The 14,241-nt window shown below is 52.6% G+C and carries 14 protein-coding genes; 7 read left to right on the top strand and 7 right to left on the bottom strand.

What is annotated here, in order from left to right; all coding sequences use genetic code 11:
• Positions 1–297: 297 nt before the first annotated feature.
• The 3 genes from HJG54_RS11110 (at position 298) to HJG54_RS11120 (ending at position 3,513) form a co-directional block, all read left to right on the top strand.
• Entirely contained in the window at positions 298–1,233 is a 936-nt protein-coding gene (locus tag HJG54_RS11110) for an MBL fold metallo-hydrolase (RefSeq protein ID WP_316434978.1), read from the top strand.
• Positions 1,234–1,413: 180 nt separating this feature from the next.
• Entirely contained in the window at positions 1,414–2,406 is a 993-nt protein-coding gene (locus tag HJG54_RS11115; protein WP_316434980.1) for a bifunctional riboflavin kinase/FAD synthetase, read from the top strand.
• A 198-nt stretch (positions 2,407–2,604) separates the two neighbouring features.
• Positions 2,605–3,513 carry an AAA family ATPase gene (locus HJG54_RS11120; RefSeq protein WP_316434981.1) on the top strand — a complete coding sequence of 303 codons (909 nt, stop codon included), beginning with the start codon at positions 2,605–2,607 and terminating at the stop codon, positions 3,511–3,513.
• Between the two features lie 244 nt (positions 3,514–3,757).
• Here HJG54_RS11120 and HJG54_RS11125 read toward each other — a convergent pair whose 3' ends face one another.
• Positions 3,758–4,978, bottom strand: coding sequence for a WG repeat-containing protein (locus HJG54_RS11125; RefSeq protein WP_316434983.1), 1,221 nt, complete (start codon positions 4,976–4,978; stop codon positions 3,758–3,760).
• A 74-nt stretch (positions 4,979–5,052) separates the two neighbouring features.
• Here HJG54_RS11125 and tsaB point away from each other — a divergent pair, with 74 nt between their 5' ends.
• On the top strand, positions 5,053–5,697 hold the full coding sequence (gene tsaB, locus HJG54_RS11130) for a tRNA (adenosine(37)-N6)-threonylcarbamoyltransferase complex dimerization subunit type 1 TsaB (RefSeq protein WP_316434985.1): 645 nt from the start codon (positions 5,053–5,055) through the stop codon (positions 5,695–5,697).
• A gap of 4 nt (positions 5,698–5,701) precedes the next feature.
• Here the strand turns inward: tsaB and HJG54_RS11135 are convergent, their stop codons facing one another.
• Entirely contained in the window at positions 5,702–6,838 is a 1,137-nt protein-coding gene (locus HJG54_RS11135) for an ABC transporter permease (RefSeq protein WP_316434987.1), read from the bottom strand.
• A 234-nt stretch (positions 6,839–7,072) separates the two neighbouring features.
• A complete protein-coding gene (gene psaK / locus HJG54_RS11140) occupies positions 7,073–7,333 on the bottom strand; it encodes a photosystem I reaction center subunit PsaK (protein WP_036008992.1) in 261 nt (86 codons plus the stop codon).
• Positions 7,334–7,594: 261 nt separating this feature from the next.
• Here psaK and HJG54_RS11145 point away from each other — a divergent pair, with 261 nt between their 5' ends.
• From HJG54_RS11145 to purE, 3 genes are all read left to right on the top strand, one after another.
• Positions 7,595–8,812, top strand: a complete 1,218-nt coding sequence (locus tag HJG54_RS11145) for an acetate/propionate family kinase (protein WP_316434990.1) — start codon at positions 7,595–7,597, stop codon at positions 8,810–8,812.
• A 170-nt stretch (positions 8,813–8,982) separates the two neighbouring features.
• Complete coding sequence (locus HJG54_RS11150) at positions 8,983–9,237, top strand: hypothetical protein (protein ID WP_211620882.1); 255 nt, start codon at positions 8,983–8,985, stop codon at positions 9,235–9,237.
• Between the two features lie 198 nt (positions 9,238–9,435).
• The gene (gene purE / locus HJG54_RS11155; RefSeq protein WP_316434992.1) at positions 9,436–9,957 is read left to right on the top strand and encodes a 5-(carboxyamino)imidazole ribonucleotide mutase; all 522 of its coding nucleotides are present in this window, start codon (positions 9,436–9,438) and stop codon (positions 9,955–9,957) included.
• A gap of 5 nt (positions 9,958–9,962) precedes the next feature.
• Here purE and HJG54_RS11160 read toward each other — a convergent pair whose 3' ends face one another.
• The 4 genes from HJG54_RS11160 to HJG54_RS11175 form a co-directional block, all read right to left on the bottom strand.
• A complete protein-coding gene (locus HJG54_RS11160) occupies positions 9,963–10,301 on the bottom strand; it encodes a hypothetical protein (RefSeq protein WP_316434994.1) in 339 nt (112 codons plus the stop codon).
• 28 nt (positions 10,302–10,329) lie between these two features.
• Positions 10,330–11,928: an AAA family ATPase gene (locus tag HJG54_RS11165; RefSeq protein ID WP_316434995.1), complete on the bottom strand. Its 1,599-nt coding sequence runs from the start codon at positions 11,926–11,928 to the stop codon at positions 10,330–10,332.
• Positions 11,929–12,036: 108 nt separating this feature from the next.
• On the bottom strand, positions 12,037–12,627 hold the full coding sequence (locus HJG54_RS11170) for a 50S ribosomal protein L25/general stress protein Ctc (RefSeq protein WP_316434996.1): 591 nt from the start codon (positions 12,625–12,627) through the stop codon (positions 12,037–12,039).
• A 92-nt stretch (positions 12,628–12,719) separates the two neighbouring features.
• Positions 12,720–14,084, bottom strand: coding sequence for an adenylosuccinate synthase (locus tag HJG54_RS11175; RefSeq protein WP_316434997.1), 1,365 nt, complete (start codon positions 14,082–14,084; stop codon positions 12,720–12,722).
• Positions 14,085–14,241 lie beyond the last annotated feature (157 nt).

Here is a 14,241-nt window from a genome sequence, read left to right on the forward strand (position 1 = left end):
CTGGGTTGGATTAGGCTTAATTTGGGCAAACTTAGTCTGGGCAAATCAATCTGAACAGACCGATTGAGGCAATTTAGGATCATGTCTGAGCAATCTTCAGACGCACTTGCGAATCAGGCGCACCTTCCGGACCGAGAATTAATGATTCTGAATTGACTTTAAATAATTCCAGACCGAGCGACTACTGCAAGCATTCACCTAAAGTATTTGAGACTGGAACCAGGCTAAAGTAGAGGCCAAGCACAATCTAAACACAATCATTCACTCAGGCGTGGTGAAATCTGGCGAGAAACGCTCATGTCGAATAAGCAAGACCAATTCACGGTTCGTTTTTGGGGAGTGAGAGGCAGTATTGCTTGTCCGGGGCAGAGTACGGTGCGGTACGGTGGCAACACGTCCTGTATCGAAGTCCAGGTTGGCGGCCATCGCTTGATTTTTGATGGTGGCACCGGCTTGCGGGTCTTGGGTCAATCGCTGCTGTCGCAGATGCCAGTGGAAGCCCACCTGTTTTTTACCCATTCCCACTGGGACCATATTCAAGGGTTTCCGTTTTTTGTGCCGGCGTTTGTCAAGGGCAACCAGTTTCACATCTATGGAGCCGTGGCTCCTAACGGCTCAACGATTGAGCAGCGGCTCAACGACCAGATGCTGCATCCCAACTTTCCGGTCCCGCTGCAAATTATGGGAGCAGACCTGAAGTTCTATGACCTGGAAATGGGCGAAACGGTGCGCGTGGGTGAGGTGCTGGTCGAAAATGCCCTGCTGAATCACCCCGGCGAAGCGGTTGGCTATCGAGTCAACTGGCGAGGGCACGCGCTGGCCTACATTACCGATACCGAGCACTATCCCGATCGCCTAGATGAAAATGTCCTCTGGCTGGCTCGCCATGCCGATGTGCTGATCTATGACGCCACCTACACCGACGAAGAGTACCACTGCGAACAATCGAGTAAAGTGGGCTGGGGCCATTCGACCTGGCAAGAAGCCGTCAAAGTAGCTCGGGCCGCGAATGTCAAAAAGCTAGTGATTTTCCACCACGATCCGCTGCACGATGATAATTTCATGGATCAGGTCAAAGCAGATACGGCACGGCAATTTCCCAATAGCTTAGTGGCGTGGGAAGGCTTAGAGATTGATCTGCTGTCTGCTGTGAACGTCGATTCCAACGCTGACCATGCTAAAGAAAATTCCAATGCTGAGAGTATCAGAGCCGACTCGAAAGCGGCGGTTTGACCCAGGCTTCTGTTTAGTCGATGCTGTGACCAGATTAAACAGTCAGCCGCCAGTTGCGGAATTTAGTTGCGGAATTTAGTTGCGGAATTTAGTTGCGGAATTTAGTTGCGGAATTTAGTTGCGGACCTAGTTGCGGAACATGGCTTACGAAGTCAGCCGTTATGTGTCAAAATGTAAAGCGTGTGGATAACTTCTTCTCTAGAAACGATTAAAACACCGACGGTGATTGCCCTAGGAAATTTTGACGGGGTACACCGGGGGCATCAGCGCGTAATTGAACCAGTGGCTGTGGCAGCGCGAGTTGGTTTGCCTGTTCTGGCTGGGGCAGTTCATGGTGTCAGTTCGGAGACAGGCAGTTTTGGTACAGATGCAGCACCCATACCAACGGTTGTTACCTTTTACCCACACCCGCAAGAATTTTTTACAGGTCAGCGGCGTTTGCTGCTAACGCCAATCTCTGAGAAGGCGCAATATCTCCAGACCCTTGGCATTGAGCAACTGGTTTTGCTGCCGTTTGATTGGGCACTGGCGAATCTGACGCCTCAGGAGTTTGTGGAACAGATTTTAGTAGAGCGCCTCCAAGCTAGGTGGATTAGCGTTGGGCAGGATTTTCGGTTTGGCCGCAAGCGAGCCGGAACAATAGCGGATTTGCAGCGAATTGCGGCGCAGTACGGCATTCCGGTCGAGGTGGCAAGCTTGCATTTGCATCAGGGAGAACGAATTAGCAGTTCAGCGATTCGTCAAGCCCTCAGTCAAGGCGATTTGAATCGCGCCAACCAACTCCTGGGTCGGCCCTACACCCTAGTTGGTGAAGTGATAACCGGCAAACAGTTGGGCCGCACAATCGGCTTTCCAACGGCGAATTTGCAGCTACCCGATGACAAATTTTTGCCCTGCTGTGGCGTTTACAGCGTTTGGGTGAAGTCGGCAGAACTGGGTCAACAACCTGGCGTGATGAATATTGGCTATCGACCTACGGTAGACGGTCAGCAGATCAGCGTCGAGGTGCATTTGTTGGACTGGAGCGGCGATTTATACGGCCAAACCTTGACCGTGAGTTTGGAACAGTTTTTGCGGCCTGAGCAGAAGTTCACCTCTCTGGATGACTTGAAGGCACAAATTCAGCGGGATGCCGAGCAAGCGCGATTAGGGTTGGCAGCTCAGCAGGTTTAGCTGGAATCCTAAATTGCTAAGGAGCCAGGAGCCAGGCTTCCCAGAGCGTCAGCCGACGGGAGCCAGGAGTCAGAAGATTGAGGGCAGTTGGCGACGAATGACGAATAACAGCCATCACCGGATTTCTGTCCCTTGGCTGGTCACAATTTGACAATCCGTGGGTATGACTAATGCTGAGAACCCAAAAGCGAGGATGGCATGAGAGCAACGGTCGAGCGGCTGATTGAACATCTAGGTCAAACCATTGTCGGTAAAAGTGAGGCGATTCGGCTGGTCTTGGTGGCCCTGTTTTCTGGCGGCCATGCGCTGCTCGAAGATGTGCCTGGTGTGGGCAAGACTCTGTTGGCGAAGTCGTTAGCTCGGTCGATTGACGGACAGTTCCAGCGGATTCAGTGTACGCCTGATTTGCTACCGGCGGATGTGACGGGCACCAATATTTGGAATCCCAGCAAGGGAGAATTCGAGTTTTTGCCGGGTCCGGTGTTTGCCAATGTGCTGCTAGCTGACGAAATTAACCGGGCAACGCCCCGCACTCAGTCTGCCTTGCTGGAAGTAATGGAAGAACAGCAGGTGACAACTGATGGGGTTTCCCGCCATGTGCCGCGGCCATTTTTTGTAATTGCTACCCAGAACCCGGTGGAATATCAGGGCACGTTCCCCCTCCCCGAAGCCCAGATGGATCGGTTTGCCCTCTCGTTTAGTTTGGGCTACCCCAGCGCTGAAGAGGAATTGCAGATGTTGCAGCGGTTGCAGCAAGGAATCACCGTAGAGGAACTGACGCCCTGTATTTCGTTAGCCGATGTGCAAACCCTACGGCAGCTCTGTGCCCAGGTGCGGGTAGAAACTCACTTGCAGCAATATATGCTGGAACTGGTGCGCGCCACCCGTCAGGATGAAGAGGTGATTTTAGGCGTCAGCCCGCGCGGTACGGTTGCCCTACAGCGAGCGGTACAGGCCCAAGCCTTTCTAGACGGACGCGACTATGCCATTCCCGATGATGTGAAGTTTCTAGCGCCCTATGTGTTGGCCCATCGCCTAATTACCACCGGCAACCAAAAAAGCAAACTGGTGATCGAGCGCCTGCTGCATACAGTCCCGATTCCGTAACAAAGCTTAGGTTAGTGGCAGCAGTTGGGGTGGGATTGTCATTGGTTAGGTCCGAATAACCAATACTATCCAATCCGGCTGAATGCCCTAATTGCAACGCTGGATTGTACAGGCGTTTTGGCAAAACACAATATTGTACAGGCGTTTCGCCGAAATTCTGGATTGTACAGGCGTTTCGCCGAAACGCCTCTACGCAAATGCTGGCTAATCAACCGGATTTGATACAATCCCTGCCTGCTGCCTGCTATCTCACTTCTCCCAATGTCAGAAATTGCCCAGATGCATTGATGTACCGCCACTGACTGCCTGTCTGCACCCAGGCCCAGCCCTCCGAAAAGGAACCTACTTTGTCGAATTGGGGCGCAATTTGCAGCTTGCCGGTTTTGTCGATGAAGCCAACCTGGTTGTTCACGGTCACAGCAGCCAGCCCTTCCGAGAAATCGGCAGCAAAGTCAAATTGGGGTGGTATGGCTACCTGGCCGGTTTTGTCGATGTAGCCCCATTGGTTGCCCACTAAGACAGCAGCCAGTCCTTCGGAAAAATCAGAGGCGAAGTCATAGCGGGGAGAAATCACCATTTTGCCCTGTTGATCAATAAAGCCCCATTGGTTGCCCTGCCGCACGCGGGCTAGGGATTCCGAAAAGGCAAAGGCTCCGTCGAACTGAGGAGGAATGGTGACTTTGCCCGCTCGATCAATATAGCCCCATTGTTCGCCTTGTTTGATTACAGCCAGCGATTCGGTAAAACTCCAGGCATCCTCGAATTGGGGCTGAATCACCCAATCGCCCATCAGGTTAATGTAGCCGTACTGGTCGTTTAGCTTGACGGCGGCCATCCCTTCGGCAAAATCGCTAGCCAGCGTGAATTCGGGTTCAATTGCGAGTGTGCCAGTGCGATCGATATAGCCGTAGCCGCGTCCGGTCCTGACCACCGCTAGTCCTTGCGAATATAAATTGGCTGCCGCAAATTGGGGATCGACCACAATTCGACCTGCCCGATCCATATAGCCATAGAAATCTGCTACCCGCACAACCGCCCGCTGTTCGGCAAAGGCTGATACGCCATCTAAGCTCGGATCAACTTTAATCACCGGGGTGCCGGTCTGGTCGATGTAGGCATACCGCTCTTTGATGCGGACGGCGGCTAATCCTTCTGAAAAATCAGCGGCAAAGTCAAACTGCACGATGAGTGGCTCCGTCTTGGCAGAGGTTTGGGCAGAGGTTACTTTCCTGCGGTTAGAGGGTTCAGCAGAAGCTAGTTGCGGCTGGGTTGGCAGAGACTGGTCTTGGTTGTTCACCTCGTCTTTTACCGAAGCTTGCACCAACGGGTTTGGATTGAGACTCAGTGGCTGACAGCCGCACTGCCCTACGGCCAGAGAAATTAGCAACAGCAATCCTATCCTAGAATGCCAACAGGTGGTGCGGAGCCACGGAACCAGCGAAAGCTGCCCTGTCAAAATCATCATGCTTGCCGATCAAAAGGTCTACCTTAGAGGATAATGGCTGAGACCTTGAATTGCAGTGTTCACTTCAGCGGACCTTGACTACTTTCCTCCGTTCCCCTCACTATGGCTTGGCAATCCACACGGCTAGTTCTGATCTGGGATTGGCAATTAGCAACTTTGCTGGCGACTGCCGCTGTCAAACCTGGGCACTGGGCCGTGAGGTTTCCAATTATCTGCATCTGTATCTGCAAAGATTCATTCAGCCGCAGGCTTGGACAGATTTAGCCTTGATTGCGGTGGCTAGAGGTCCAGGCGGCTTCACAGGTACCCGACTCGGCGTTGTTACCGCTCGGACGCTGGCGCAGCAGCTCAATCTACCCTTATTCGCCATTTCAACCCTGGCTGCTGTTGCTTGGAGCGAATCAGGCGAGGATTCTGCGGCTACCATTGCCGTTCAGATGGCTGCCCAGCGAGGCGAGGTGCATGGAGCAATTTATCAAATCAATCGTGAGTCGGCTCAAACTGGCATTACCGCCCTGTTGCCGGATGCCGTCATGAGTCTGGAGCAATGGCGGCAGCTTCTAGCTACTTGGGATCGCCCTTATCAATTAGTGCAAGCCGAAGGCGAACTCGGAAAAACAGCGGCGGCAATTCTCGAACTCGCATATTTGGACTGGCAGGCGGGGAAACATCCGCATTGGTCAGAGGCGTTGCCATTCTATGGACAGAGTCCGGTTTAGTAACTTACCGCTGCGTATTGCGTGGATCAAGGGCATCTCGTAGCCCATCGCCCAATAGGTTAAAGGCCAGAATCGTTAGCACAATCAGAATCGCCGGGGACCAGACCAGCCAGGGTTGCAGCACCAGAATCGAGGCGTTGGTAGCGAGGGACAGCATGTTGCCCCAAGATGGGTCGGGCGGCTTAATCCCCAAGCCAATCAAGCTGAGGACGGCCTCGGCCACAATAAAGCTAGGAATCGCCAGCGTTGCTGAAATCACGATGTAGGAAGCCGTTTGGGGCAGCACATGTCGCAGGATGATATAGAGCGGTTGACCGCCCATTACCTTGGCCGCCTGGACAAATTCGCGCTCTTTAATCGACAGCACTTGGCCTCGAATTACCCGCGCTAGTCCAGCCCAGCCCACAAACGAGGTAATCAGGGTAATCAGCAAAAACTCTTCAAAGCTGGACAGTGTGGGCGGGAAAACAGCTTTCAGCGCTACCAGCAGGTAAATGCCGGGAATGGTCATCAGCACTTCCACCACCCGCATCAGCACCGCATCAATTAGGCCGCCAAAATAGCCGGAAATGCCGCCTATCAACATTCCTAGGGGAAAAGAAATCGCCACACCCACGATGCCAATAAACAAACTGATGCGTCCGCCATAGACTAGACGGCTAAACTGATCGCGGGCCTGCTCATCGGTTCCCAGCAGATTCAGCTTGCCTGGACCGGTTGTGCCAAACAAATGCAGATCGCCCTTAAAGCCAGGAAAAAGCACCACCTCTTGAATGCCGGGATTGGTCAAAGACAAGCGCGTGGGCAGTGGTAAACGAATGGTGAGAAAGCGGTATTCTTCACCGCGCACAAACAAGCGCACCGGAGACGGTTGAGAGCGATCGACACGCAATTCTCGCTCACCCGTTTCTAAGCTGACCGGCCCCTGCGTGGTGGGGTAGACATGGGGACCAATCAACTCGCCTTCCTGATTGCGCCAGTAGATGGTGGTTGGCGGCAGCAGTGAGCCATCCGGCTGAGAGGTAAACGGACTATAGGGGGCGACAAACTCAGCGAAAATCACCGTCAAATAGAAAATCAGCAGCACGATTGCGCCGAATCGAGCCAGATTATTCTGCTTCAGCTTTTGCCACCAGTTCATAGGCCAGATCTGCCTCGGAAGGGACCATAGGAGTAATGACCATCATATCTGCTTTGTAGGGGGGTAGGGGGTAGGGGGTAGGGGGTGGAGGGTAGGGGGTGGGAGTAAGCTGCAGGAGTAACGACTGGCAACTTTGCTAAAAAAAACAGGGCAACAAGGCCCTGGTCGTGAAATTGATCTGAGCTTGAGTCAAGCCAAGAACTTAACACTCAAAACTTAGCACTCAAAACTAACTTAAAGCGTGCCGGTGTTGGTGAGGCCTAAAATTACACCAGCCCCCAGGATATGACCTAGGCTAGTAGCTCCTAGCAGAGCTGGTAAGCTGAGACCCGCAACATCTGACAAAACAGGAATCCCTGGTCCGACGTTGGGATATTTGACGGTCGCTCTGGCAATCAGGATCGCCACAACGTTGCAAGCCAGCATGATCAACCCGATGGAGGGGGTCCAATCCGGGGTTCTAGCGACTACCGCGAGTAAGGTTGACGTGAACAATGCTCCTCTCCTTAAAACGTGATCAGGAATGAAGTCCTTAAGCAGCATTTCTACCAAAAAATGGTGACCAAGCGGTGATTCTGGCAATAAAGTTAATCTTTCCTAAGATTTTGAACGGGTTGCAATCTGGCCAACTACACCCAACCAGCGGTTTCCGGCAAACTGAAAACAAGCAACTGAATACTTGCAGGTGTTTTTGGAACATCCACTGCTAGCACAGCGGCAACTCAATACACTAACCACGCTAGAGTCGAGCAGGTTATGAAGATTTTGGTGATGAATGCGGGATCGAGCAGCCAGAAGAGCTGCCTGTATCAGATCGATGGTGAGCAACTGCCGGATTTGCCGCCCGTTCCGCTCTGGGAGGCCCAAATTGACTGGACGCATCAACCGGGAATTGCTGAACTTAAGGTAAATACAGCGAATGGCGCAATCCACAAGGCAGAAATTCCGTTGCAGTCTCGTGGACCGGTGATGGCTCAGATGTTGGATACGCTGTGGAGCGGTGCCACGCAGGTGCTGGCCTCGGCCTCAGAAATTGACATGGTTGGGCATCGAGTCGTGCATGGCGGCCAGTATTACCAAGACAGCGTTCGGATTACGCCAGACGTGAAGACCAGGATTGCTGAGTTGGCCGACCTTGCCCCAGTTCATAACCCGGTCAATCTGGAAGGTATCGAAGCCATCGAAGCCATTCTGGGCGATCTGCCCCAGGTGGCCGTTTTCGATACTGCCTTTCATGCCCGCATGCCAGAACGCACGGCCCTCTATCCAGTTCCTTACGCCTGGGCTGAACAGGGCATTCGACGCTATGGCTTCCACGGCACTAGTCATCGCTACTGCGCTCAGCGGGCGGCTCAGTTGCTGAATCGGGATTTGAAGGAGCTGCGCATCGTTACCTGTCATTTGGGCAATGGCTGCTCGTTGGCGGCGATTCGAGACGGCTACAGTATCAACACCACAATGGGTTTCACGCCGCTGGATGGCCTGATGATGGGAAGTCGTTCTGGGGCTGTGGACCCCAGCATTTTGCTCTATCTGATCCGGGAGCAGGGTTATAGCGCCGAGCAGCTGGAAACGATCCTGAATCAAGAATCGGGATTGTTCGGGGTCTCGGGCGTTTCTAACGATCTGCGGCTAGTGATGCAGGCAATTGCCGATAGCGATGTTCGTGCCCAGCTTGCGCTTGATATGTACATTGAACGGCTGAAGCAATTCATTGGCGCGATGATTGCCAGCCTGGGTGGGCTGGATGTGCTGATATTTACGGCTGGTGTCGGTGAAAATGCGCCCAATGTTCGAGCTGAAGCTTGTGCCGCGTTTGCCTATATGGGATTGCAGCTAGATCTCGACAGGAATAGTGGCCGTCCTCGCGATCAGGTCATCTCTAGCGCCGATTCCAGCGTAGTTGTGATGGTAATTCATACGCAAGAAGACTGGGCGATTGCTCGCGAATGCTGGCAGATCGCAATGGCTTAATCAAAAAGACTCGAATTGGGTCGGCTAGGGCATGAAATCAGCAAATAAAATCAGCCAAACTCCTCAGAACTCCCAGAAACTCAGCCGAACTTCCAGAAAACAACCGTGGTCAATATCCTTACAGTGGTTGCATCCAAGTCAAGGATTCATCCAACTAACCAGTAACAACCGTGAAATCTAACTTCAATCTCAACCTAGCGTTTCTATTGGTTTTCTTCACCACCACTAGCTTTACGCTACTCTCCGGTGGGTGTTCGATTTGGCTTGCCACCAATGGCAATCTCTCTCAGCCTCAAACGCGCGTGTTTGAAACCTGTAATGCCACCTGGAACATGGGTATTGGCGCTATCTTTGGGCTGCTGGGCAGCAAAGCCACCGATCTCCTGCAATCAGATCAAGACTCCCAAGACTCCGAAGAGGAGTAATGATTAAGTTTTGAGTTTTGAGTTTTGAGTTTTGAGTTTTGTAGCTTGCCTCTGCGGAGCCAGTGTTTTGAGTTAATGAAAGGAAGGCACTTGAGGTGACGTTGCTCTTTGCCAATCTGTTTCAAGCTCAAATTCAAGCTCAAAATCCCCCATCTCCTCTCAACTCAACACTCAAAACTAAGAACTGAAAACTAACCTATGGCCTCTCCCTCTATCGGCATTATTATGGGCAGCGACTCGGACTTGCCCACTATGCAAAAAGCTATCGCTGTTTGCGAAGAATTCGGTGTGTCCTATGAAGTAGCAATTGTCTCTGCTCACCGCACTCCCGAACGGATGGTGGACTATGCCCAAACCGCTCATCGGCGTGGCCTCAAAGTCATCATTGCTGGAGCAGGCGGTGCGGCCCATCTCCCTGGCATGGTGGCTTCTCTGACGCCTCTACCTGTGATCGGTGTGCCCGTTCCTAGCCGTCATCTTCAGGGTGTAGACTCCCTCTATTCGATTGTGCAGATGCCAGCGGGCATTCCAGTGGCCACTGTCGCGATTGGCAATGCCCAAAATGCTGGTCTGTTAGCGGTGCAGATGCTTGCTAGCCACCAACCGGAACTGCTAGAGAAGGTGCAGCAATATCGCCGGAGTTTGCAGCAAATGGTAATGGACAAACAGGCCAAGCTTGATCAGGTTGGCTATCAGCAATATTTGCAAGGGATGGGTTGAGTCCCTCACAAGCGCTTTGTTGGTCGGCGTTTAGGCAGCTTGGGTAGTCTTCGCCCAGAGCCTAATCGACGAAAGCGCTCCCCCAGTCTAAGGCGTTCGGCAGGTCGGCGCAGCACTTCAAAGGGAGCCAGCGGTGCTTCAGGTGCTTTATCTGGAGCGCTGGGCTTCGCCTCTACCTTGTCGGCTTTCCAGTTGGCAACTAGCCAGCCGGATGCCAGCCCACCAATTGCTCCCAAGGCAATACAAAGCTCAGCCCGGATGCCCACTAGCCAAAAGGCAATCATAAAGACAATCCAGAGGCGTAAACCGGCATTAATTCCTTCGTTGGAGTTGGGTTGGTACAAGGCTGGCTATCTTGGTGTTGCCTTTCCCTTATAGCGCGTTTGCTAGCTGTTGCTCAACCGATGTGCTGGTATCAATAGTTTTGACATAAACCTGTTCGCTGTCGTCGAATGGCTCTAGATACTGCTTGGCTAACAGATCGACTGTAGCGTCGGCAATGTCTCCAGTTCGGTGTTGCAGCCGCTGTTGTAGTAGTTCTCTAGGGGCATCGCAGTGAATAATTTGCAGCGGCAGTTGAGCGGTGGTTGCTTGCTGGATTACCGCTTGCCGCAGAGCTTGCCGGTCGTACTTGGCGTCTAGAATTACGGTGTAGCCTTGTTGTGCTAGCGCAGTACCCAACTCCAGCAGTTTCTCATAGGTTTTTTGGGTCATTTCCGGGGTATACAGCTCGTTTCCACCCCGCTCATAGAGGGGAACGCCGCCCAGATGTTTGCGCACGGCATCGGAACGGACGTGAATCGCGCCCAGCTTGTCAGCAACCTGTCGAGCAGTTGTGCTCTTACCAGAACCGGACAAGCCGCACATCAGGATCAGGCGACCTTGCCGGGATTGGGAATACTGCCAAGCTAGCCGATAGTAAAGAGCTGCGGTGTCATGCGCCACTTGTTTTTCGTGGTGGGGTACACCTGGATCATTGAGCAAAAAGGAGGTGACTTTGGCTCGCACGTAGGTTTGGCGACTGATGTAGATCGGTAATACCTGAAGTCCTTCCCAATCGCCAGTTTCTTCTGCATAGGTGTTGAGGAACAGCGTGCTGAGATCAGGCCGATTGCGGGCCTCTAAGTCCATCACAATGTAGGCAATGTCATACATCGTGTCCACAAAGCGAAATGGCTCGTTGAACTCGATGCAGTCAAATAGAAGCAGTTTGCCGTTCCAATAGCAGATGTTACGAAGATGCAAGTCGCCGTGGCACTCACGAATCCGGTCAGCGGCAATTCGTTGCTTAAATAGGGGTTCCTGTTCGGCAAAGAAGCGATCGCAGTAGGCTTTGGTTTCGTCAAACTGCTGCTGGGTTTGGGGGCCGCCAATATACTGTGCGGTCTGCTCAAAGTTTTCGTCGAACGCCTGCCGCACCTGGGATACTTCACCAAAGCTGCGGATGTAATCGTTAGTAGTGGTTTTGCGGTGAAACTCGGCAATCACCCGCGCCAGTTGCTGAATTAAATCGGGCGTTAGCTCTCCCCGCTCGAACAAGTTAGTTAGCAGCGTATCTTGGGGAAACTGCCGCATCTTAACGGCATACTCGACTATGTCTCCCTCTCCGCCGAGCTGATAGCGGTCTCCGGTTTGGGTAATTGGCACAACTTCCAGGTAAATCTCCGCAGCCCCGCGCTGGTTCAATCGCAACTCCTCTTCAGAAAAATGCTTACGAGCCTCCAGGGTTGAATAATCTAGAAAGCCGAAGTTCAGGGGTTTCTTCACCTTGTAGGCAAATTCCCCGGTCAGCAGCACATAGGAGATGTGGGTTTGAATCAACTGAACGGCGGCAGCGGGTGATGGATAAAATTCTTCGGGATATTCGACATTGGCGCTGGCGATTGGGGCCGGCTGGCTCGTCACCGGATGGGGATAAAAGTCCGGTTGCAGCATTTGTTGGATCAGCGGGGGCAGAGTTGCATCAGTCATAGCGGCTGTTGAAGTGCGTTACTTTGTTATCAATACGGCAAATTGCTATCAAAAAGCCAGGGTAGTGACCCCGGCTTCAGCGAACTTTCAATCTGAACGGCAAATTAATTAAGATTCAGCTGCATCACTTGAGGTAGCTGCTGACTTAGAACCCAGCACGCTTACCACAACCCGATCGGCTTCTCCCACTACCGTAACTCCATCAGGCAGGGGCAGCTCGTTTACATGCAGGGCATCGCCCACATCCATTTTGGCTACATCGATTTCAATCGTTTCGGGCACGTTGTTGGGAGAACAAATGACTTCCAGCTCGGTCAACACCGTGTCCAAGGTGCCACCATTTTGCTTGACGCCAATGGCATCGCCCACAAAATGCAGCGGTACCGTTACCTGCACTGTTGCCTGGGAACCGACCGAGAAAAAGCTGAGATGGTAGAGGTCGCCCCGCCAAGGATGGACTTGCACTTCTCGCAGCAGCGCCTTCCCATTCCAAGGCATGTCTGAAACGTTGAGCTGAATCATCGTATTGTTCAATGACGCTTTCTTCACTAGAGCTTGAGCTGTACGGGTGTTGAGCGTCAGTTCGACCGACTCAGTGCCGTTGTGACCATAGAGCACAGCCGGAGTAAGCCCTTGACGACGCAGGGCATTGGGTTTGCTTCCAGCAGGACGCTTTTGACATTCGATCGTGAGTTCCATAGCGACTTTAACGTAAGTAATTTGAACTAGGTTGAACTAAACGAAGGCCGGGAATTGATCCAGTTTGGGGTTTCGCCAGATGGCTACCTTGGCTACCCAACTGCACCGATCTCCTCCCCTTTGATGCCCAATTCTGGACGCTCGGTGTCGTACAGTAAGGCACGTTTGGGGCCGTGAATTGGGTCTTCCACGATAATGGTTTGATCTCGACTTGCCCCCAAGGAGACGATGGCGATGGGTACTTCCATCAGCTCAGCCAAAAATTTGAGATAATCCAGCGCCCGTGGCGGCAAATCATCGAGAGTCCGGCAATCGGCAGTGGACTGTTGCCATCCTGGCAGGGTCTTGTAAACCGGACGGCAGCGGGCAAACTGGCGGGCGCTAGTTGGCAGATCCAGACATTGTTCACCATCTAGCTCGTAGGCTACGCAGACTTTGATCTCATCGAGTTCATCGAGCACATCCAGTTTGGTAATCGCCAGACAATCCAAACCGTTAATCCGCACCGCATAGCGGCCAATCACGCCATCAAACCAACCGCAGCGACGCTTCCGACCTGTCGTGGTGCCAAACTCAGCGCCTCGATCACACAGTAACTCGCCGGTACAGTCCATTAGCTCAGTTGGAAATGGGCCTTCCCCAACTCGCGTGGTATAGGCCTTGGCCACTCCAATCACCCGATCGATCATAGTTGGCCCAACACCGGCTCCCACACAAGCGCCTCCAGCTACTGGGTTGGAAGAGGTGACATAGGGATAGGTACCGTGATCCAGATCCAGCAGTGTTCCCTGTGCCCCTTCAAACAAAATATTGCGCCGCTGCCGTACCGCTTCCGAGATGCGTAGCGAGCTATCCACTACATGGGGACGCAGCCGTTCTGCGTAAGTGAGGTACTCCTCAATCACCGCATCTGGGTCGAGGGGAGGCAACTCATAGAGTTTCTCCAGAATGACGTTCTTGTATTCAACCGTCCAGCGCAACTGCTTCCGCACCCCGTCTGGATCCATCAAATCGTTAATCCGAATGCCAATCCGCTCAGATTTATCTGCATAGGTAGGGCCAATGCCACGCTTGGTGGTGCCGATCTTGTGGGTGCCGCGTCGCTCTTCAGAGGCTTGGTCAATCAGCCGGTGATAGGGCATGGTGACATGGGCCGTACCCGAAATCAGCAAATTTTCGGCAGAAATGTCTAGCGCCTTGAGCTGATCCAGCTCTTCAATCAAAACCTTGGGATCAATCACCGTACCGGAGCCGATGATGCACTCGGTACTGGGATACAAAATCCCAGAGGGAATCAAGTGCAGCTTAAAAGTCTGACCTTGGACAACAACCGTATGGCCTGCGTTCACCCCACCTTGGTAGCGAACCACGACATCGGCTGACTTGCTCAGCAGATCAGTAATTTTCCCTTTTCCTTCATCGCCCCACTGGGCACCGATGACAACGACGTTAGCCAAGGTTTTCTCAGGTGCTAAAGTTCACACAAACTCCAATTATCAATAATGGATGATATAAGTGTCAACCTTGAACCGGAGATTCTAGTGAGTTAAGGCTCATTTTAGGTTGCGAAAAGTACAACTCTACCGGTTGTATACCGTATTATTTCGGATATAC

The sequence above is a fragment of the Leptolyngbya sp. NK1-12 genome (assembly GCF_032598965.1).
Lineage (GTDB): Bacteria > Cyanobacteriota > Cyanobacteriia > Elainellales > Elainellaceae > Elainella.